The organism is Streptomyces sp. NPDC038280, from assembly GCF_055600045.1.
In genome coordinates this window covers 437,858-457,547 of sequence record NZ_JBVJYZ010000002.1, presented here as the reverse complement: position 1 = coordinate 457,547, position 19,690 = coordinate 437,858, and the positions used below count along the sequence as shown (strand labels likewise).

Annotated in this window: 21 protein-coding genes; 12 read left to right on the top strand and 9 right to left on the bottom strand. The window is 71.3% G+C overall.

The window, feature by feature from the left end:
* The first annotated feature begins 68 nt into the window (after window positions 1-68).
* The 6 genes from ACZ7J0_RS07200 (at window position 69) to era (ending at window position 5,569) form a co-directional block, all read left to right on the top strand.
* Window positions 69-956 carry a helix-turn-helix transcriptional regulator gene (locus ACZ7J0_RS07200; RefSeq protein ID WP_470884809.1) on the top strand — a complete coding sequence of 296 codons (888 nt, stop codon included), beginning with the start codon at window positions 69-71 and terminating at the stop codon, window positions 954-956.
* Window positions 957-1,065: 109 nt separating this feature from the next.
* Entirely contained in the window at window positions 1,066-1,419 is a 354-nt protein-coding gene (locus ACZ7J0_RS07195) for a cytidine deaminase (protein ID WP_470884807.1), read from the top strand.
* Window positions 1,420-1,427: 8 nt separating this feature from the next.
* Window positions 1,428-1,823: a hypothetical protein gene (locus ACZ7J0_RS07190; protein ID WP_470884806.1), complete on the top strand. Its 396-nt coding sequence runs from the start codon at window positions 1,428-1,430 to the stop codon at window positions 1,821-1,823.
* 401 nt (window positions 1,824-2,224) lie between these two features.
* Window positions 2,225-3,571, top strand: coding sequence for a beta-xylosidase (locus ACZ7J0_RS07185; protein ID WP_470884804.1), 1,347 nt, complete (start codon window positions 2,225-2,227; stop codon window positions 3,569-3,571).
* 75 nt (window positions 3,572-3,646) lie between these two features.
* On the top strand, window positions 3,647-4,597 hold the full coding sequence (locus ACZ7J0_RS07180) for a DUF916 domain-containing protein (RefSeq protein WP_470884802.1): 951 nt from the start codon (window positions 3,647-3,649) through the stop codon (window positions 4,595-4,597).
* A gap of 30 nt (window positions 4,598-4,627) precedes the next feature.
* Window positions 4,628-5,569, top strand: a complete 942-nt coding sequence (gene era / locus ACZ7J0_RS07175) for a GTPase Era (protein WP_468705744.1) — start codon at window positions 4,628-4,630, stop codon at window positions 5,567-5,569.
* Window positions 5,570-5,642: 73 nt separating this feature from the next.
* On the opposite strand, the gene ACZ7J0_RS07170 is transcribed toward era, so the two are convergent.
* Complete coding sequence (locus tag ACZ7J0_RS07170) at window positions 5,643-5,909, bottom strand: protealysin inhibitor emfourin (protein ID WP_470884801.1); 267 nt, start codon at window positions 5,907-5,909, stop codon at window positions 5,643-5,645.
* Between the two features lie 3 nt (window positions 5,910-5,912).
* Window positions 5,913-6,974: a M4 family metallopeptidase gene (locus ACZ7J0_RS07165; protein WP_470884800.1), complete on the bottom strand. Its 1,062-nt coding sequence runs from the start codon at window positions 6,972-6,974 to the stop codon at window positions 5,913-5,915.
* Window positions 6,975-7,265: 291 nt separating this feature from the next.
* Between ACZ7J0_RS07165 and leuA the strand changes: the two genes are divergently transcribed.
* Entirely contained in the window at window positions 7,266-9,029 is a 1,764-nt protein-coding gene (gene leuA, locus ACZ7J0_RS07160) for a 2-isopropylmalate synthase (RefSeq protein WP_470884798.1), read from the top strand.
* 213 nt (window positions 9,030-9,242) lie between these two features.
* Complete coding sequence (locus tag ACZ7J0_RS07155; RefSeq protein ID WP_470884796.1) at window positions 9,243-9,905, top strand: TerB family tellurite resistance protein; 663 nt, start codon at window positions 9,243-9,245, stop codon at window positions 9,903-9,905.
* Window positions 9,906-9,918: 13 nt separating this feature from the next.
* Here the strand turns inward: ACZ7J0_RS07155 and ACZ7J0_RS07150 are convergent, their stop codons facing one another.
* From ACZ7J0_RS07150 to ACZ7J0_RS07130, 5 genes are all read right to left on the bottom strand, one after another.
* Window positions 9,919-11,313, bottom strand: coding sequence for an FAD-binding oxidoreductase (locus tag ACZ7J0_RS07150; protein WP_470884794.1), 1,395 nt, complete (start codon window positions 11,311-11,313; stop codon window positions 9,919-9,921).
* Between the two features lie 168 nt (window positions 11,314-11,481).
* Window positions 11,482-13,737, bottom strand: a complete 2,256-nt coding sequence (locus tag ACZ7J0_RS07145) for a LuxR C-terminal-related transcriptional regulator (RefSeq protein WP_470884792.1) — start codon at window positions 13,735-13,737, stop codon at window positions 11,482-11,484.
* 131 nt (window positions 13,738-13,868) lie between these two features.
* On the bottom strand, window positions 13,869-15,242 hold the full coding sequence (locus tag ACZ7J0_RS07140) for an FAD-dependent oxidoreductase (RefSeq protein ID WP_470884790.1): 1,374 nt from the start codon (window positions 15,240-15,242) through the stop codon (window positions 13,869-13,871).
* 137 nt (window positions 15,243-15,379) lie between these two features.
* Window positions 15,380-15,574: a DUF397 domain-containing protein gene (locus ACZ7J0_RS07135; RefSeq protein ID WP_470884788.1), complete on the bottom strand. Its 195-nt coding sequence runs from the start codon at window positions 15,572-15,574 to the stop codon at window positions 15,380-15,382.
* Window positions 15,553-16,389, bottom strand: a complete 837-nt coding sequence (locus tag ACZ7J0_RS07130) for a helix-turn-helix domain-containing protein (RefSeq protein ID WP_470884786.1) — start codon at window positions 16,387-16,389, stop codon at window positions 15,553-15,555. The genes ACZ7J0_RS07135 and ACZ7J0_RS07130 overlap by 22 nt, the downstream gene beginning before the upstream one ends.
* A 117-nt stretch (window positions 16,390-16,506) precedes the next feature.
* Here ACZ7J0_RS07130 and ACZ7J0_RS07125 point away from each other — a divergent pair, with 117 nt between their 5' ends.
* Window positions 16,507-16,734, top strand: a complete 228-nt coding sequence (locus ACZ7J0_RS07125) for a hypothetical protein (protein WP_470884785.1) — start codon at window positions 16,507-16,509, stop codon at window positions 16,732-16,734.
* A gap of 5 nt (window positions 16,735-16,739) precedes the next feature.
* The gene (locus ACZ7J0_RS07120) at window positions 16,740-16,955 is read left to right on the top strand and encodes a hypothetical protein (protein ID WP_468705708.1); all 216 of its coding nucleotides are present in this window, start codon (window positions 16,740-16,742) and stop codon (window positions 16,953-16,955) included.
* A 23-nt stretch (window positions 16,956-16,978) separates the two neighbouring features.
* Here ACZ7J0_RS07120 and ACZ7J0_RS07115 read toward each other — a convergent pair whose 3' ends face one another.
* Window positions 16,979-17,419 carry a hypothetical protein gene (locus ACZ7J0_RS07115; RefSeq protein ID WP_470884783.1) on the bottom strand — a complete coding sequence of 147 codons (441 nt, stop codon included), beginning with the start codon at window positions 17,417-17,419 and terminating at the stop codon, window positions 16,979-16,981.
* A 118-nt stretch (window positions 17,420-17,537) separates the two neighbouring features.
* On the opposite strand from ACZ7J0_RS07115, the gene recO reads away from it, so the two are divergent.
* A complete protein-coding gene (recO, locus tag ACZ7J0_RS07110) occupies window positions 17,538-18,284 on the top strand; it encodes a DNA repair protein RecO (protein WP_470884781.1) in 747 nt (248 codons plus the stop codon).
* 14 nt (window positions 18,285-18,298) lie between these two features.
* Window positions 18,299-19,135 carry an isoprenyl transferase gene (locus tag ACZ7J0_RS07105; protein WP_470884779.1) on the top strand — a complete coding sequence of 279 codons (837 nt, stop codon included), beginning with the start codon at window positions 18,299-18,301 and terminating at the stop codon, window positions 19,133-19,135.
* Window positions 19,136-19,210: 75 nt separating this feature from the next.
* On the opposite strand, the gene ACZ7J0_RS07100 is transcribed toward ACZ7J0_RS07105, so the two are convergent.
* Window positions 19,211-19,621, bottom strand: a complete 411-nt coding sequence (locus tag ACZ7J0_RS07100) for a Fur family transcriptional regulator (RefSeq protein ID WP_468705700.1) — start codon at window positions 19,619-19,621, stop codon at window positions 19,211-19,213.
* Between the last annotated feature and the right edge of the window lie 69 nt (window positions 19,622-19,690).

Sequence of the window (19,690 nt, the reverse complement as noted above, 5' to 3'; positions counted from 1 at the left end):
GAGCGGGAACTTATCCTGTTGGTCGCACCACCAGGCATCCCGCGATCAGGCAGGGGGACGGCTCGCAGATGGCCACCACGCTCGAGAATCCGTCGACGAAGGCACACCGACTCACCGAGCTGCGTGAGTTCCTGATGAGCCGTCGGGCCCGGGTCAGCCCGGCCGAGGCGGGTCTCCCGGACGGCGGCGCCCGCCGCCGCACGCCCGGCCTGCGCCGGGAGGAGGTCGCCGTCCTCGCCGGAGTCGGCGTCTCCTGGTACCAGTGGCTGGAGCAGGGCCGTGACATCACCGTCTCGCCGCAGGTGCTGGACTCGGTGGCCCGGGTCCTGCGCCTCAGCGCCGCCGAGCGCCGCCATCTGTACGTCCTGGCCGCACTCAACCCGCCCGCCCCGGAGGTGGATCCGGCCGCGGGGGACATGTGTCAGGGGCTGACCCGGCTGATCGACGCGTGGATGCCGTTCCCGGCGCACATCATGGACATGTACTGGAACACGATCATGTACAACGACTCCGCGTCGATCGTCCTGGGGATGCGCCCGGAGATCTCTCAGAACTGCCTGGTCGCCTTCTTCACCGACCCCATCTACCGTGACCGTGCGAAGAGTTGGGAACTCACCGCGCCCCGGGTCGTCGCGCAGTACCGGGCCGCGTGCTCGGAGGGACCCGACGACGAGGGATTCCGTGCGGTCGTCGAGGAGGCGCGGGCGGCCAGCGAGGAGTTCGCCGCCCTCTGGGAGCGGCGCGACATCACCCCCGGCGGCCAGACCCGCAAGGAGCTGGAGCACCCCCTGGTCGGCACGCTGGTGGTGGAGTCCACCCAGCTGAGGGTCCCGGCCCGCCCGGACCTGACGATCGTGCTGCACACCCCGCTCCAGGAGGCGGACACGGCGGCGAAGCTGGAGTGGCTGGTGTCGCCACAGGGGCGGCGCGGGGCGATGTACCCCGTGGCGGGCTGAGCGCGGGGCTGTCACGGGGCCGTTGGGCGCCCGCCGCGGGGGTCCCGCTCGCGGGCGAGTCACCAAGGCCGCCCAGAGCTGATCGCCGGCTCCGTCCTATCCTCGGTCCATGACACAGAGCAGCGATCTCGGCGCCGAGGACCTCAAGATCATCACGCTGGCGCGCAGCGCCCGCGCCCGCAACGGTGTGCCCGAGGGCGCGGCGGTAAGGGACGAGACGGGGCGGACCTATGTCGCGGGGACGGTGGCCCTGGAGTCGCTCCAGCTGAGCGCGCTCCAGACCGCCGTCGCCATGGCGGTCGCCAGCGGCGCCCGGTCGCTGGAGGCCGCGGCGGTCGTCTCGGACGCCGAGGTGGCCTCCGACGCGGACCGCGCGGCGGTACGGGACCTGGGCGGCCCGCAGACGCCGGTGCTGCTGGCGGGCCCCGACGGGGCGCTGCGCTCTTCGGTGACGGCGGGCTGACGCAGCCGATGGGAAAGGCTCCGACCGGCCACGGATCGCGCCAGAACACGACGGTCGTGCTGTGCGTCGGTCTCGTCGGCGTGCTGATCAACGCCGTCGACGGGGCGATGAGGCAGCGGGTGGCGCCGCACGACGCGTTTCCGCTGCTTCTCTCCCTGTGGGCGGGGGCCGAGCTGCTGAAGGGCCGTCGGCCCCGGGCCCGTCAGGTGCTCCTGGGCGCCGCGGCGGCGGTGACGGTCGGCGCGGGCCTGGCCGCCGGAATCCCGGCGGCGGCCGCGCTCGTACGCGGCGAGCCGGTCGACTGGCTCGACCTCGCCCTCGGCGTCTGCGTGGTGCTGGGTGCGGCGCTCGGGGGCGCGGCCCTCGTCGGCCGCCTCAGGGCGCGCGAGACCGTCGCTCCCTAGGGGCCGGCTCGGCTGATCGCTCCCCTGACGCCGGCACGACGGTGGTGCGCCCAAGAATCACCGGACCTTCTCTTGCCATCGGGACCCGCTCGCGCATCAATGACAGCGGTACTTCCGACGGGCCGTCAGATTTCCTGCCGCGCCGGACGGGACCGGCCCGGGCGCGAACCCGTGCCGGCGTCGCGCCCGGTTCGGCCGCCGGGCCGTCCGTCGTCAGCCGACCGCTCCGCACTCCAGGACCGGCGTCGCCCTGTCGGTGGCGCCGGCTCCTGTGCTGACCTGCGGAAACGCGGATCTTGACAGCATCTGATGGGTCATCAGGAAGTGCGGCCCGATGCCATTGACTTCTCCCTCCCCGCAGCCGTCAATGGCGCCCTCTCATCCCTCAGGAGGGGGCACACATGGCATCCCTGCTCATCCCGAGACCCAGCGGCCGAAAACGCCGCTGGACAGCCGTCCTGGGCGTGGCCGCGCTCGCGGTCACCGCCGGCGGCGCGCTCGCCGCACCGGCCGGCGCTCTGTCGACCGCGTCCCAGGCGGTCGACTTCCCCACGCACTGCGTACCGCCGCCGATCGCCGGCATCCCGCCCATCGACGGCACGACCACCGCCAAGATCACCGTCGACAAGCCCACCCCGAAGGTGGGCGACTCGGTCACCGTCACCTACACGGTCACCAAGCCCGCCGCGAGCAACCCGGTCGACCTTGCCCTGCCCGCCGACATCATGACGCCCAGCGGAAAGGTCGCCCTCGGCGGCGCCCAGACCGGCGCGGTCACGGTCACCGGCCCCAAGAAGAACCCGCCGGTACCCGGCAAGGGCACCTTCCCCGAGTTCTCGATGACCGGCACGTTCACCGTCACCGCCCCGGGGTCGATCACCCTCTCGCCCGGTGACTACAACATCCACACCAGCTACATCATGGAGCTGGACACCCCCTGTACGGTCACCAATCCGCCCGCCCCCGTCTCCGAGACGGTCGTCGCGTCCCCGCAGCCGGGGGCCAACGAGCGGGCCGTCCAGCTCGGCACCGCCTCCGGCGCGCCGGGTGCGCAGGTCGCCGTCACCGGCGCCAAGTTCACCCCGCTCACCGAGGTGACGGTCGCCGGACGGGCCGGGGCCGCCGAGACCGCCGACAGGACGACGGTCACGACGGACAGCGCGGGCGGCTTCACCGCGAGCCTCAAGGTCAACGACAAGGCGACCACCGGGCTCGTGGCGTACGAGGGCGCCGGCTGGAACGCGGACAAGGGTGCCGGACCGGCGGCGTACACCGTCATCGACGACACCCCGCCGCCGCCGGGCAGCCAGAAGCTCACCTCCGCGGTCACCGCGGGCGAGCTGTCCATGTCCCAGGCGGGCGACACCGTCCAGATGTCGGCCGTCGACTTCGGCCAGGGCGGCGCGTCCACCGGCGACCTCCGGACCGTGACGGTCAAGGACTTCCGCGGCGGTCCCGCCGGCTGGTCCCTCACCGGGAAGGTCACCGACTTCACCGGACCGGGCGGCTCCATCTCCGCCGACAAGCTGAGCTGGACTCCGGCCTGCACCACCAAGCAGGGCAGCCCGAGCACCTGCGCGCCCGGCTCCGCCGGGACCGTCGGCAACGGGGGAGCGACCCTGGCCTCCACGCCGAACGGGGCGCTCACCGGCGGCGAGTTCACCGTCGACGCCACGCTCTCGCTCGACGTCCCTGCGTTCACCGCACCGGGCGCGTACTCCGGTGTGCTGACCCTCACGCTCACCTGAGCCGAACAGATCGGCGGGCCGGGCGCGCACCCGGTCGGCCCGCTCCGTTCCGACCCGTCCCCTGGGGGCCGCACCGTGCGTCGCAAGCTGTACGTCCTCCTCGTCATCGGCGCGCTCTTCCTCGTCTGCGCGCCCACGACCACCGCCCGGGCCGCCGAGAACAGCGAATGGTCCGTCTACCCGGCCGCCTCCGAACTCGGCAGGCGGCCGTACTTCTATCTCGCCGCCGACCCCGGCACGACCCTCCGCGACGAGGTCACCGTCAGCAACAAGACCGCCGCCCCTCTGAGCTTCCGGCTGTACGGCGCCGACGCGTACAACACCGAGCGGGACGGCGGCTTCGCGGTCCGTACCGAGAAGGAGCCGCAGCGCGGCGCCGGCGCCTGGGTGAAGCCCGCCCGCGGTCGCGTCACTGTCCCGGCGCACGGCAAGGTCACCGTGCCCGTCACGCTCACCGTCCCGGCGGACGCCGAGCCCGGCGACCACCCCGGCGCCCTGGTCGCCCTCGACGAGCGCGTCTCCCGCGCGACCGACGGGTCCGTCGCGGTCGGTGTGCGGCGCGCGGTCGGCGCCCGGATCTATCTGCGGGTGAACGGGCCGACCGTCCCCGCGCTCGCCGTCGAGGACGTCACCCTCTCCCAGGACCGGCCCCTCGTCCCCGGCACCCGCGAGAGCAGCGCCCTCATCTCGTACACGCTCCACAACCGGGGCAATGTCACACTCAACCCCAAGGTCGCCCTGAAGGCCGAGGGCCTCTTCGGCCGGACGCTGCTCGACCACGATCTCGCCCGGATCCCCTCCGAGCTACTGCCCCGCCAGAAGATCCGGCTCACCGAGCGCTGGGCGGGCTCACCGCAGTTCGACTGGGGCGAGGTGACCCTGACGGCCAGTGCCAAGGACGTCCGCGAGTCCGCGCGCGCGGGGTTCGTCGCGCTGCCCTGGCTGGTCGGCGCGGTGGTCCTGGCGGCGGGCGCGGTGGCGCTCGCGTGGACGGCGGTGCGGCGTCACCGGGCACTCGGTACGTGAGCGCCGCCGGGATCGGGGAGAATGACCCCCATGAGCGCTCGTACTGATGAGAACAACGCCCCGCACCGGGCCGGCTTCGCCTGCTTCGTCGGCCGTCCCAACGCGGGCAAGTCGACCCTGACGAACGCTCTGGTCGGACAGAAGGTGGCCATCACCTCCAGCCGGCCGCAGACCACCCGGCACACCGTCCGCGGCATCGTGCACCGCCCGGACGCGCAGCTGATCCTGGTGGACACCCCCGGCCTCCACAAGCCGCGGACCCTGCTCGGCGAGCGGCTCAACGACGTCGTGCGGACCACCTGGGCCGAGGTCGACGTGATCGGCTTCTGCCTGCCCGCCGACCAGAAGCTCGGCCCCGGCGACCGTTTCATCGCCAAGGAGCTCGCCGGGATCAAGAAGACCCCCAAGGTCGCCATCGTCACCAAGACGGACCTGGTCGACTCCAAGACCCTGGCCGAGCAGCTCATCGCCATCGACCAGCTCGGCAAGGAGCTCGGCTTCGAGTGGCAGCAGATCGTCCCGGTCTCCGCCGTCGGCAACAACCAGGTCGACCTCGTCGCCGACCTGCTGATCCCGCTGCTTCCGGAGAGCCCGCCGCTCTACCCGGAGGGCGACCTCACGGACGAGCCGGAGATGGTCATGGTCGCGGAGCTGATCCGTGAGGCGGCGCTCGAGGGCGTGCGGGACGAGCTGCCGCACTCGATCGCGGTGGTCGTCGAGGAGATGATCCCGCGTGAGGACCGCCCGGCGGACAAGCCGCTGCTGGACATCCACGCCAACGTCTACATCGAGCGCCCGAGCCAGAAGGGCATCATCATCGGCCCGAAGGGCAGCCGCCTCAAGGAGGTCGGCATGAAGTCCCGCAAGCACATCGAGGCGCTCCTGGGCACGCCGGTCTTCCTGGACCTCCACGTGAAGGTCGCGAAGGACTGGCAGCGCGATCCGAAGCAGCTGCGGAAGCTGGGCTTCTGACCGCGGGCCGGTGACGTCGGCGACGACGCCGACGGCCTGAAGGACCGACGACGTCCGAAGCCCTGCGGCCGCTCTACGCGCCCTCCTTCAGGACGCGGGAGATCAGCTCGCGCTGCTCCCGCGTCAGGTCCGGGTCCGCGCAGTACACCGTCCGGCCGTCGACGGTGATCTCGTAGGAGAAGCCGTCCGGCACGCCCACCGGTGGTCCGCCGCCGGCGCGGGCGACCGCCTCCGCGGCCAGGGCGTGCCACTCCGCGGCATCGAGCCGTGCCGAGGTGTCCACCTCGGCGTACCGCTCGATGCCGCCGAATCCTCCCGTGCGTCGTACCTGGATACGCATGGGCTACTCGATACCCACCCCCACCTGGGACCACGCCTTCACCACGGCCTCGTGCTCCGCCGCCTCGCCGTAGCGTGCGGCGGCCGCCGCCACCGAGGCCTTCGCGAAGTCGGTGAAGCTCGCGTCGACCTCCAGGGCGCCCCCGGTCAGGACGTCGTACCAGATCTGTCCCGCGCGCTCCCAGGCGTAGCCGCCGAGGGCGGTCGCCAGCAGGTAGAAGGCGTGGTTCGGGATGCCGGAGTTGATGTGGACACCGCCGTTGTCCCGGCCGGTGCGGACATAGTCGGCCATCTTCGCGGGTTGCGGGTCCTTGCCGAGGACGTCGTCGTCGTACGCCGTGCCGGGTGCCTTCATCGATCGCAGCGCGACGCCCTGGACGTTCTCGTGGAGCAGGCCCGCGCCGATCAGCCAGTCGGCCTCGGCCGCGGTCTGGCCGAGGGCGTACTGCTTCACCAGTGAGCCGAAGACGTCCGAGACGGACTCGTTGAGCGCCCCGGGCTGACCGAAGTAGGTCAGATTGGCGGTGTACTGCGTGACGCCGTGGGCCAGTTCGTGGCCGATGACGTCGACGGGGATCGTGAAGTCGAGGAAGATCTCGCCGTCACCGTCGCCGAACACCATCTGCTCGCCGTTCCAGAACGCGTTGCCGTAGTTCTCGTCGTAGTGGACCGTCGCGTCCAGCGGCAGCCCGGATCCGTCGATGGAGTCGCGCGCGTACGCCTTCATGAAGAGCTCGAACGTCGCGCCGAGGCCCGCGTACGCGCGGTTGACGGTCGCGTCCTGCGTCGGCTGGTCGCCCTCGCCGCGGACTCTGGTGCCCGGCAGGGTCGTTCCGTGCCCGGCGTCGTGGACCGTCCGATGGGGCTTGCCCTCCTCCGCCCCGGAGGGCGCGGCGACGGGCCGGGCGCCGGTGACGGTGGTCAGGCGGCGGCTGGTGCGGTGGGCCGAGTCCGCGACGAGGGTGCGGCGGGCGGCTTCGGCGATGGCCGGATTCTCGGCGCGCGCGAGCTTGTCGAGAAGGTGCGGCGGGACGATGGTGCAGAAGACGGGCTGAATGGCATCCATGTCCGGACTGTGGCACTGAGTCATCGCACTGTCACGAGAAGCGACGAGGATTGGCGAAATGGAGTGATGCGTCACTGTTTGGGCTTGACGACCCACGTGTCCCGCATACTGAAACGGACCGGCGCTCATGGCGCCCCTCGGCTAGGCTGCGGTCATCATGCGTTTCGGGCTGCTTCTCCTTAGCTGCCGCGGCGAGGGCCTGTAGTCGTAGGCCGACCCCCTCCCCGCGGGATCTGGTGTTGCGTTCGACAGTCGGCCGTCCCCCCGCAGGACCCCGAGGAGCCCTACGCAATGTCTCAGTCCCAGTGGATCGGCCGCCCCACCCCGATCACCAACGCGACCCACACCCAGAAGCCCTCCGGGATGCCCGTGCACAAGTACGGCGTCTACGAGCAGGTGGACATTCCCGACCGCACCTGGCCCGACGCGCGGATCACCAAGGCGCCCCGCTGGCTGTCGACCGACCTGCGCGACGGCAACCAGGCGCTGATCGACCCGATGAGCCCCGCCCGCAAGCGCGAGATGTTCGACCTGCTGGTGCGCATGGGCTACAAGGAGATCGAGGTCGGCTTCCCGTCCTCCGGCGAGACCGACTTCGCGTTCGTACGCTCGATCATCGAAGAGGGCGCCATCCCCGAGGACGTGACCATCTCCGTCCTGACCCAGGCCCGCGAGGACCTGATCGAGCGGACGGTGGAGTCGCTGCGCGGCGCGAACCGCGCCACCGTGCACCTGTACAACGCGACCGCGCCGACCTTCCGCCGGGTCGTCTTCCGCGGTTCCAAGGACGACATCAAGCAGATCGCCGTCGACGGCACCCGTCTGGTGATGGAGTACGCCGACAAGATCCTGGGTCCGGAGACCACCTTCGGCTACCAGTACAGCCCCGAGATCTTCACCGACACCGAGCTGGACTTCGCCCTGGAGGTCTGTGAGGCGGTCTGTGACGTCTGGCAGCCCGAGGCCGGCCGCGAGATCATCCTGAACCTGCCCGCGACGGTGGAGCGTTCGACCCCGTCCACGCACGCGGACCGCTTCGAGTGGATGTCGCGCAACCTGTCCCGGCGCGAATACGTCTGTCTGTCCGTGCACCCTCACAACGACCGCGGCACCGCCGTCGCCGCCGCCGAGCTGGCGATCATGGCCGGCGCGGACCGGATCGAGGGCTGCCTGTTCGGCCAGGGCGAGCGCACCGGCAACGTGGACCTGGTGACCCTGGGAATGAACCTGTTCTCGCAGGGCATCGACCCGCAGATCGACTTCTCGCAGATCGACGAGATCCGCCGGACCTCCGAGTACTGCAACCAGATGGAGGTCCACCCGCGCCACCCCTACGCGGGCGACCTGGTCTACACCGCCTTCTCCGGCTCCCACCAGGACGCCATCAAGAAGGGCTTCGACGCCATGGAGGCCGACGCGGCCGCCGCTGGCAAGACCGTCGACGACATCGAGTGGGCCGTGCCGTACCTGCCGATCGACCCGAAGGACGTCGGCCGCTCGTACGAGGCCGTCATCCGGGTCAACTCGCAGTCCGGCAAGGGCGGTATCGCCTACGTCCTGAAGAACGACCACAAGCTGGACCTGCCGCGCCGGATGCAGATCGAGTTCTCGAAGATCATCCAGACGATGACCGACACCGAGGGCGGCGAGGTCACGCCGAAGGCCATCTGGTCCGTCTTCCAGGACGAGTACCTGCCCAACCCGGCGAACCCGTGGGGACGGATCCAGCTGCGCTCGGGCCAGACCACGACCGACAAGGACGGCACGGACACGCTGACCGTCGAGGCCGTCGTGGACGGCACCGACACCGTGCTGACCGGCAGCGGCAACGGTCCGATCTCCGCGTTCTTCGCGGCTCTGCAGGACATCGGCATCGACGCCCGTCTGCTGGACTACCAGGAGCACACGATGAGCGAGGGAGCCAGCGCGCAGGCCGCCTCGTACATCGAATGCGCCATTGACGGAAAGGTCCTGTGGGGCATCGGAATCGACGCCAACACGACGCGTGCCTCGCTGAAGGCGGTCATCTCCGCAGTCAACCGCGCTGCTCGCTAGCCAGCCATACGGGTCGGCGGCCTCTGCCGCCCCCGATTCGACGAAGCCCGCCCGCCTTCTCGGCAGGCGGGCTTCGGCCATGTCGAGGCGTTCTCACGACGAGGTACTGACGCCACATCATCGATGTGGCTAACATCACGCCAACGCGGCAGTGTTGCCGGAACGTGACGGAGGTGCGTCGTGCGGTCAGCCCGGAGATCAGGTGGGGGAAAAGTGGGCGTCTACGGCATTCGCACTTCTTGGAACACCATCGGCGACGGTGAGTTCTTCTGCCCCGACTGCGGAGGCGACCGCAATTACCGCCGCCGCACCGGCCGGCGCCGCTTCGCCTTCTTCGGTGTCCCGCTGATGCCGCGCGGCTTCACCGGACCCGTCGTCGAGTGCGCCGCGTGTCATACCCACTTCGGTACCGAGGTCCTCGACCACCCCACCACCAGCCGCTTCTCGGCGATGCTCCGCGACGGCGTGCACACCGTCGCCCTCGCCGTCCTCGCCGCGGGCGGCACCTCCTCCCGTACGGTCGTGGAGACCGCGGTCTCGGCGGTGCGGGCGGCCGGGTTCGAGGAGTGCACCGGTGATCAGCTGACCTCCCTCGTCGAGGCGCTGGCCGCCGACACCGGCAGATTCATCCCGGACGCCGGCCCGTGCGGCGCGGCCCTCGCCATCGAGCTCCACGAGGCCCTGGAGCCCCTCTCGCCGCACCTGGCCCCGGCCGGGCGGGAGTCGATCCTCACCCAGGGCGCGCGCATCGCCCTCGCGGACGGCCCCTACAGCCCGGCGGAGAGGGACGTCCTGACCACCGTCGGCAACGCGCTGCAGCTGGGCGCGGACGACACGGCCCGGCTCCTCGCGGCCGCCTCGCGCACACCGTTCTAGGCCCTCTTCGGCCCTACGGGGCGACGTTGTGGTTGACCCGGAAGAGGTTCCCGGGGTCGTACCGGCGCTTGATCGCCCGCAACCGGTCGTAGTTCTGCCGGTAGTTGGCCCGGACCCGGTCCTGGTCGTCCGCGTCGAGGAAGTTGATGTAGCCGGCCTCCTCGGTGTGCGGGCGCAGCGCCGCGTCGTACGCGCGGGTCCAGGCGACATTGCGCTCGGTGTCGGCGGGATCGGCGAAGCTGGCGCCGAAGGCCGTGGAGAAGAGCGCGTCGCGGTAGGCGAAGGCGGTGTCCTCGGCGCCGACGCGGTGGCAGGCCCCGTCGATCGGGAAGACCACGGTCTGCGTGTGCATCGACGGGATCGTCTCCCCGTACGTCATATGGGCCTCGATCGCTCCGTCGGAGAGCTCCTTGCTGAAGTTGCCCTTCCAGTAGTGGAAGAGGCCCGGCGGCAGATCCTCGTCGAAGAGGGTGTTGATCGCCGGGTACGGCATCCGGTCCACGGCCTGCCCGATGACCTTTCCCAGCCCGGCGAGAGCGGAGCGGACCTTGTCGTCCTCCTCGACCGAACCGCTGAAGCAGGTGAGGACGCCACAGACCGGACGACCGTGCCAGCGCTCCGGCAGGAAGGGCAGCTGAGGCCCGAGGAATATGGCGAACAGGGTGTTCAGCGCCTCGGGGGACTCGGCGTTCAGCTCCTGCCAGCGGCGTGCGACATCGCCGTCGAGCGGATAGAGCGTGACACCGCCGAAGATGTCGTCCACCGGGTGCAGCCGGTACTCGAGCGAGGTCACGACGCCGAAGTTGCCGCCTCCGCCGCGCAGCGCCCAGAAGAGGTCGCTCTCGTGGCGCTCGTCGCAGGTCACGAAGGTGCCGTCGGCGGTCACCACGTCGGCCGAGACGAGGTTGTCGCAGCTCAGTCCGCAGCGGCGGGAGAGCGTGCCCATGCCACCGCCGAGGGTCAGGCCGCCGATGCCGGTCGTGGAGACGACGCCACCGGTGGTGGCGAGGCCGAACGGATGGGTCGCGTGGTTGAAGTCGCCCCAGGTGCAGCCGCCCTCGGCGCGGGCGGACCGGGCCTCGGGGTCGACGCGGACCGCCCGCATCCTGGTCAGGTCCGCCACGACGCCGCCGTCGCAGGTGCCGTATCCGGCGGCCGAGTGGCTGCCGCCGCGGATCGCGAGCGGCAGCCCGTTGTCACGGGCGAAGCCGACGGCGGCGATGACGTCACCGGCGTCGACGGCCCGGACCACGACCGCGGGGTGGCGGTCGTGCATCGCGTTGTAGACGTGGCGGGCCTGCTCGTACGTGGGGTCGCCGGGCGCGACGACCTCGCCGCGCACGGCGGCGCGCAGCAGCTCCAGGGGCAGATCCGCGAGGTCGGGGGGTGGGGTGGCGAGCGTGCTCATGATGCGTCCCTTCAGGAGGGCGGGGACGTGTCTCCGCGGTGCCTGTCGCGCGGGGCCGCCGGTCCCGCGCGCCTCACTTCGTTTGTAGGCCGCCGGGGCGGCCTGCGCATCGGCCGAACCGCCCAACCACGGCCGGCCGCCGGCATGGGCGGAACAGCCCAGGCGCGCCTAGGCCGCCAGGCCGTGGGAGTACGCGTAGGCCGTCGCTGCCGCACGGGAGGACACGCCCAGCTTGGCGAAGATGTTGTTGAGGTGGCGGGCCACGGTGTGCTCGCTGATGATCAGTGACCGGGCGATGTCCCGGTTGGTGCCGCCCGCCGCGACCAGCCGCAGGACCTCGGCCTCCCTCGCGGTGAGGCCGCCGGGCCGGGACCTGCGCGTCCCGCCGGCCAGGGCCGCCGCCCGCCGCGCGTCGGGAACCGCGCCGAGCCGCTCGAACGCCGCCCGCGCGGCCGTCAGCTCCAGCCGCGCGGCCTCGTCGTCGCCCGCGGCCCGGTCGGCGGCGGCCAGCAGCACCCGTACCTGCGCCGCCTCGTACGGCACCCGCAGCTCGAGCCAGCCCGCCAGCGCGCGGCGGAGCGGCCGCAGGGCCCGGTCGGGGTCGTGCGCTCCCTGCCGGGCCAGTTCCAGCGCTCCGAGGGCGGTGTCCGCCATGGATCCCAGCAGCGTCGCGCCGGCCGTCGGTTCACCGGCGAGCGCCAGGAGCTCCGCGACCGCCTCGGCCGCGCCCTCGATGTCCCCGACGGCCAGATCCACCTCGGTCTGCGCCGCCCGCAGCCGGGCGCGCCCCAGCACGTCATGGCGCGCGTCTCCCTGACACACCAGGGCCAGCCGCAACCCGGTCACCGCGGCGTCTGCCTTCCCCTGCGCGAGCCGGAGCAGCGCGAGGCCGGGCTGCGGGATGCGGCCGAGGTCGTTGGCGTGCGTGTACGCGACGGCGGCGTCGTCGTGCCGGCCGCGGCGCCGGGCGATCTCACCGGCGACGTACTGCGCCTCCGCGGCGGCCTCCAGGCTGTCGGGCAGCACCTCCTCGCAGACCAACTCGGCCTCGGCGTCGGCGAGCGCCCACTCCCCGAGTAGATCGAGCACCTGCACATGGTGGATCCTGCAGAGCCCCCGGAACGGGTTGTCGGTGAGAACACCCGGGCCGGGCGCGAGGGGGGCGGCGGGCCAGGCGGCGGTGCCGGGCGCCGGGTGGGCGACCATCCCGCTCCGGATCCGGGCGGTGCCGGGCGCCGGGTCGTCGCTGCCGCTGCGGGCGGGCCGGGGAGCTCCGCCCGCGACCGGGTCGCTGCCGTTGCGGGCGGGGCCGGCCGCCGGGCCGTCGGCTGCGTCGGGGCCGGGTCCCTCGCCCTTGGTGCGGGCGGGAGTTGGCGCCGTCTTTGGAGCCGGCCCCCGGTCAGGGGCCGAGGCCGGAGGGCCCTCCGTGGCCGGGCCGGTGGTCGGCGGGCCACTGGGAGCGGCGGGGCCGCCCCACACGCCGGGCGCGGGCCTCACGGGCGGCACCGGGGACAGCCCGGACGGGGACAGCGGGTCCAGGCTGCCGGTCGCACCCGCCCGGGGCGTCGGGTCGGTTGCCGCTCCTGTTGCCCGGGTCGTCGGGTCTACGGCCGCTGGGTCGGCGGCGCCCGCACCCGCCCGGGTCGTCGGGTCCCCGGCCGCCCCCGCCGATAGGCGAACGGCGCTCGCTCCCACCGCCCCGCGTCCGGCCCCGGACCACGGGCCCGCGCACCAGGCCATCGCCGCCGTCGTCCATTCGACCGCGCGGCCGAAGTCCGCCGCCTCCATGCACTGGGTGAGCGCCAGGCAGTACAGCCAGCCGGTGAACATGCCGTTCAGCTCGCCCGCCGTCACCGCGCACATCGCGTCGTCCAGGACGGCCAGACCTTCCGCCCTCCGGCCGTTGCCCAGCAGCGCCGTCGCGTGGGCCTGGCGGCTCAGGGCGACGAGTCCGGGGCTGCCCGCCTGACGGGCGATGCGGTACATGCGGCGGGCGGCGGACAGGGCGCCGACGGGGTCGTGGTGCTCCCGGGCCTCCTCCACATCGGTCCAGGCCAGATAGCACTGCTCCGGGCACTCCGGTACCTGCTCCAGATGGTGGCGGGCCCGGTGCAGCCAGCCCGCCGCCGCGGCGGGCCGCCCCAGGTTCCGGTACTCGAAGTAGATCCACCAGGCCGCGTACCCGGCCCGCCGGTGGTCGCCCGCCACCGCGTAACCGGCGTGGGCCCGCAGCCGGGCGCCGAGCGACTCGTCCACGTGCCCCGCCCACCACGCGGCGTCGGCCAGTGTGTCCAGGTCGTCCGGGTCGAGGGCGTGGGAGGGGTGCGCGTCGAGGTGGCGCAGCACGGCGTACGCCTCGGCCCAGGACTCGCGGGCCGCCGCGTCCCGCGCCCACTCCACGGAGGGGGCCTGCTGGACGGCCATGGCCGCTCCCTTCCCCTCCAGAGTAGGAGCGGAGCGGGTCTCCTGCGCGCCCCCGGCGCACAGACGGGCGCGCCCCGCCCGTCCCGTGAGGGTGAGCGGAGCGCGCCCGTGTGCTCGTGCCGGTCGTCAGCTCACTCGGCGAGCGTCACACCGCTCGCGCGGAGCATCTCCTCGCGCTCGACGAGCTTCACCCGCTCACGGCCCTGCGCCTCACCGAGTGCCTTCTCCGCCGCGTCCAGGCTGTGCCAGCCCTCCCACGTCGTGTACGTGACGCCCCGCGCCTCCAGGAACTCCACGATCGACTGCTCGTCCGGGGCGTCGGGGGTGTGCAGGCGGCCCTCGCGGTGGTCGTCGAGAAGGTTCGCGACCGTCTCGTTGGCGTCGCCCTTGGTGTGGCCGATGAGGCCGACCGGACCGCGCTTGATCCAGCCGGTGACATACGTCGACCGGAGGTGCTCGCCGCCCTCGAGGACCCGTCCGCCCTCGTGCGGCACGGTCCCGCTGTCGAAGTCGAAGGGGAGCTTGGGCAGCTCGTCGGAGAGGTAGCCCACCGCGCGGTAGACGGCCTGCACGTCCCAGACCTGCGTCTCGCCCGTGCCCTTCACATTGCCCGTGCCGTCCAGCTCGGTGCGCTCGGTACGGAGTCCGACGACCTTGCCGTCCTCACCGACGACCTCGGTCGGCGACTCGAAGAAGTGCAGGAACAGCTTGTGCGGCCGGTCGCCGACGTCCCGGATCGCCCAGTTCTCCAGCGTCTTGGCGACCATGTCGGTCTGCTTGTTCTTGCGGCGCTCGGCGATCGAGCCCTCGTCGTAGTCGATGTCCTCGGGGTTGACGATGACCTCGATGTTCGGCGAGTGGTCCAGCTCCCGCAGCTCCATGGGGCTGAACTTGGCCTGGGCCGGTCCGCGCCGTCCGAAGACGTGGACCTCCAGCGCCTTGTTCGCCTTGAGCCCGTCGTAGACGTTCGCCGGGATCTCGGTCGGCAGCAGCTCGTCCGCCGTCTTCGCGAGGATCCGCGCGACGTCCAGGGCGACGTTGCCGACACCCAGCACGGCCACCTTCTCGGCCTCCAGCGGCCAGGTGCGCGGCACGTCCGGGTGCCCGTCGTACCAGGACACGAAGTCGGCGGCGCCGTACGACCCGTCGAGGTCGATCCCGGGGACGTCCATCGCCCGGTCAGCGCTCGCGCCGGTCGAGAAGATGACCGCGTCGTAGAACGCGCGGAGGTCGTCCAGGCCGAGGTCCGAGGGGTAGTCGACATTGCCGAAGAGACGTATCTGCGGCTTGTCCAGCACCTGGTGCAGCGCGGTGATGATGCCCTTGATGCGGGGGTGGTCGGGCGCGACGCCGTACCGGATCAGCCCGAAGGGCGCCGGCATCCGCTCGAAGAGGTCGATGGACACGCCCGGCTCGGCGGCGGCCTCGGACTTCAGCAGGGCGTCGGCGGCGTAGATGCCGGCGGGGCCGGCGCCGACGATTGCGACCCGCAGGGGGCGAGGCATGAGGGTTCCCTTCGAGCGACCTGGGCGGCGGACAGCCGTCCTACTTAGGTCACCCTTTCAAACCCCTGACACGGGCCGGTACCCGCCCCCGGCCTATGACCCCATAAGGCGGCCTTATGGGATCCCCCTCAGCAGCCTTATGACAGAGAGCCGACGAAGACGGCCCACGCGGGGGCGCCGACGAGGAGGACGGGGCCGGTGGGGGTCTTGCTGTCGCGGACGGGGACGACGCCGGGAACGCCGTCGAGAACCTCGAGGCAGTCGCCGCCGTGGCCGTCACTGTAGGAGCTCTTGCGCCATGTGGCGCCTCTCAGGTCGTACTGGCGTCGCATCGTTTGAAGTCCTCTGCTGCCGACTCGATCAAGGCGAGGGACGCCTCCGGTGACAGCGCGGCGGCCCTGAGTAGATCGTAAGAGGCTCTTGCCCGCTTCACCATTACGGGATCGTCCAGCAGAGTTCCCGAATACCAGCCCTCTGTATAGGCCGTTGGGGGCGCGTCCTTGAACTCCATGAGCTTCAGCGTCCCGGCCATCTCCGGGTAGGCGCCGACGGCGTACGGGATTACCTGTACCAGCACCCTCCGGTCGGCCGCGTGGGCGAGGACGTGTTCGAGCTGATCGGCCATGGCGGCTGGGCCCCCGACGGGAGTTCGTAGCACGTTCTCGTGCAGGATCACCCAGAACGGCGTGCGGTCGGGGCCTTTGAGGATGCACGCGCGCTCCTTCCGGGCGGCGACTTTCTCCACCACGAAGTCCTCGGGGGCGAGGGGGTTGCTCGCCAGGGTGACCGCTCTTGCGTACGAAGGGGTCTGGAGCAGGCCAGGCACAAGCGTCGAGGCGAACTCGCACACATCGGCCGCGTGCTTCTCCAGCTCGGCCACTTCCGCGAAATAGGACGCGTAGGGCGACTGGTCGATCAGCTTCCGGCACATCCGCTCGAAAATGCCATCGGTTTGTAGCACCTCGTCGATCCGCTGCGCCACATCCAGCTGCGGCTTCCGAATCGCCTGTTCGAACTGTCCGATATACCCGCCCGAAACGAAGACCCGCCGCCCCAGCTCCGCCTGAATTAACCCCGCCGCCTCCCGCCGCCGCTTCAGCTCGGTCCCGAAGAACTCCCAGGCATCCTGCCGCGACCTATTGGCCATGGGTTAACTCCCCTGTGCTGCTCCGCAGTTGTAGCGCGTGTGCAACGGACGATTCTAGGTGGGTAGGGCCAGAGTGGGGGACGTAAACGGGAAATGGATTCGGAAAGGTCCGCCAGGGTGAAGAAGGAAGAGGAGAACCAGGCTCCGGTTGGGAGCATTGACGACGCGCGGGAGGCGGTGGCGGAATTGCGTGCGGCTCTGGAGAAAGTCGGTGTCAGGCTGCCTTCGCTGGGACTCGACCCCGTCTCGTGCGCGTACGAAGTGCCCCGGCCCCTGGTCGAATTGGGACGCTGCACGGTCGAGACGGCCCGCCGGCTGGCCGCTGCTCTACCGGGGGAAGGATGAACGGGATGGCCTTGCCCGTCGGGCTGTACGTCGTAGAGATCCGCACAGGACGTGTGGGCCGAGTCATGGGGCACGAGGGGCCCTACCTCCAGCTGAGACCCTTCGGCGGTGGCCGGGAATGGGACTGCGAACCGGAGGGCGTCCGGCTCGCGACGGCCTCGGAGCGGCTCAGTGCCGCGACGGCGTACGCGAACGCGCGGAGCCGGGGGGAGGTGCCGTGAAGGGGCTTTCGGGCGGCGCCCGGTCAGCCGTAGCAGGTGATGTTGCAGATGGAGACGCACTCGTGGCGCGGCACAGCGAGAAAACTGATGAGGCCGCGCCCACTGAGGATGTCGAACTCCCGCAGGCCGCCCTCGCGGTCGGTCGGCCGACCCACCTTGGTGGCCTCGTGCCCGAGTGCGGCGAGTTCGGTGGCCAGGCGCTCCACCTCCGCCACGACCCCTGGCGGCAGGCCGGCCGTGATGTATTCCTGGCTCGCGACGAAGACGGCCCACGAGTGGACGAAGGCCCGGAGCGGAGCGAGGCTCTGCGTGTGCTGGGCGTTGGTCGTGGCCTCGAAGAGGTGTTGTGTGAGTGCGGGAATCCGGCTGGACGCGATACGCGCAACAGCAGCGCGCAGGGCGTCGGGGGTCAGCTCGGGGAACGGGATCAGCGGCCTGTAAAGGCCGTCGGGCGGCGCACTCACAGAGGCCTCCGGTGCGGATGGGGCGGGTCCTCGTACCGTACCGCCCGGGTCGGGGCGTGGCCGGGGGAGCTTTCAGGAGCGGGCCGCCGGGGCCGCGCCGTACGGGACAATGGGCCGTATGAGTCTGTTCCGCGACGACGGCATCGTGCTGCGCACCCAGAAGCTGGGTGAGGCGGACCGCATCATCACGCTCCTCACGCGCGGTCACGGGCGCGTACGCGCCGTGGCGCGCGGGGTGCGGCGGACGAAGTCGAAGTTCGGGGCGCGGCTCGAACCCTTCTCTCACGTGGACGTGCAGTTCTTCGCGCGGGGCAGCGAGCTGATCGGGCGCGGGCTGCCGCTGTGCACGCAGAGCGAGACGATCGCGCCGTACGGCGGCGGGATCGTCAGCGACTACGCCCGCTACACCGCCGGGACGGCGATGCTGGAGACGGCGGAGCGGTTCACGGACAACGAGGGCGAGCCGGCGGTGCAGCAGTATCTGCTGCTCGTCGGGGGGCTGCGAACGCTCGCCCGGGGCGAGCACGCGCCACATCTCATCCTCGACGCGTTCCTGCTGCGCTCACTGGCCGTCAATGGTTACGCGCCCAGTTTCGAGGACTGCGCGAGGTGCGGCATCCACGGTCCGAACCGTTTCTTCTCGGTCGCGGCGGGCGGAGTCGTATGCGGCGACTGCCGGGTGCCCGGCAGCGTCGTACCCTCACCGGAGGCCGTCGGCCTCCTCAGCGCGCTGCTGACCGGCGACTGGGAGACGGCGGACGCGTGCGAACCGCGTCATGTCAGGGAGGGCAGCGGGCTGGTGTCCGCCTATCTGCACTGGCACCTGGAGCGCGGCCTGCGCTCGCTCAGATACGTAGAGAAATAGGAGATGTGAGCCGCATGGCACGACGCGGAATCCTCGGACGGTCCCGCCGTGAGTACAAGGTCCCCGAGCCGCACCCCTCCGGCGCGCGCCCCCCGAAGATCCCGGCCGAGCTGGTGCCGAACCACGTGGCGTGCGTCATGGACGGCAACGGCCGCTGGGCGAAGGAGCGCGGGCTGCCGCGCACCGAGGGCCACAAGGTCGGCGAGGGTGTCGTCCTCGACGTGCTCAAGGGCTGCATCGAGATGGGCGTCAAGAACCTCTCCCTGTACGCCTTCTCCACCGAGAACTGGAAGCGCTCGCCGGACGAGGTCCGCTTCCTGATGAACTTCAACCGGGACGTCATCAGGCGGCGCCGGGACGAGATGGACGAGCTGGGGATCCGGATCCGCTGGGTCGGGCGGATGCCGAAGATGTGGAAGTCGGTCGTCCAGGAGCTCCAGGTGGCGCAGGAGCAGACCGTCGACAACGACGCGATGACCCTGTACTTCTGCGTCAACTACGGCGGCCGCGCGGAGATCGCGGACGCGGCGCAGGCGATCGCGCGGGACGTGGCGGCGGGGAAGCTCGACCCGTCGAAGGTGAACGAGAAGACCTTCGCGAAGTACATGTACTACCCGGACATGCCGGACGTGGATCTCTTCCTGCGGCCGAGCGGCGAGATGCGCACCTCCAACTACCTGATCTGGCAGAGCAGTTACGCGGAGATGGTCTTCCAGGACGTGCTGTGGCCCGACTTCGACCGGCGTGACCTGTGGCGCGCGTGCCTGGAGTACGCCCAGCGCGACCGCCGCTTCGGCGGGGCGGTCCCGAACGAGGAGCTCGCGGCCATGGAGAACGGGCTCGTCAAGTGACCGGCTGACCGCGACGGCGTACGCGAGAGGGCCCGCACCGATCAGTCGTCGGTGCGGGCCCTTGCGCAGCCAGGGTCACTTCGCCGCGCACTCCGCGCACGTGCCGAAGATCTCGACCGTGTGCGCCACGTTCACATAGCCGTGCTGCGCCGCGATCGTCTCCGCCCACTGCTCCACCGCGGGGCCCTCGACCTCGACCGCCTTGCCGCACATGCGGCACACCAGATGGTGGTGGTGGTCGTCCGTCGAGCAGCGGCGGTAGACCGACTCGCCGTCGCTGGTGCGCAGCACGTCGACCTCGCCCGCGTCGGCGAGGGACTGGAGGGTGCGGTAGACCGTGGTCAGGCCGACGGAGTCACCGCGGTGCTTGAGCATGTCGTGCAGCTCCTGCGCGCTGCGGAACTCGTCCACCTCGCTCAGCGCCGCCGATACGGCGGCTCGCTGCCGGGTCGACCGGCCGCGCACGGGGGGTCCTGCAGTCGCCACAGGTGCCTCCTCACAATCGCCCGCACAAACACTCTGTCGGGCGCCATTCTGCCAGCTCGCGCTGTCGGT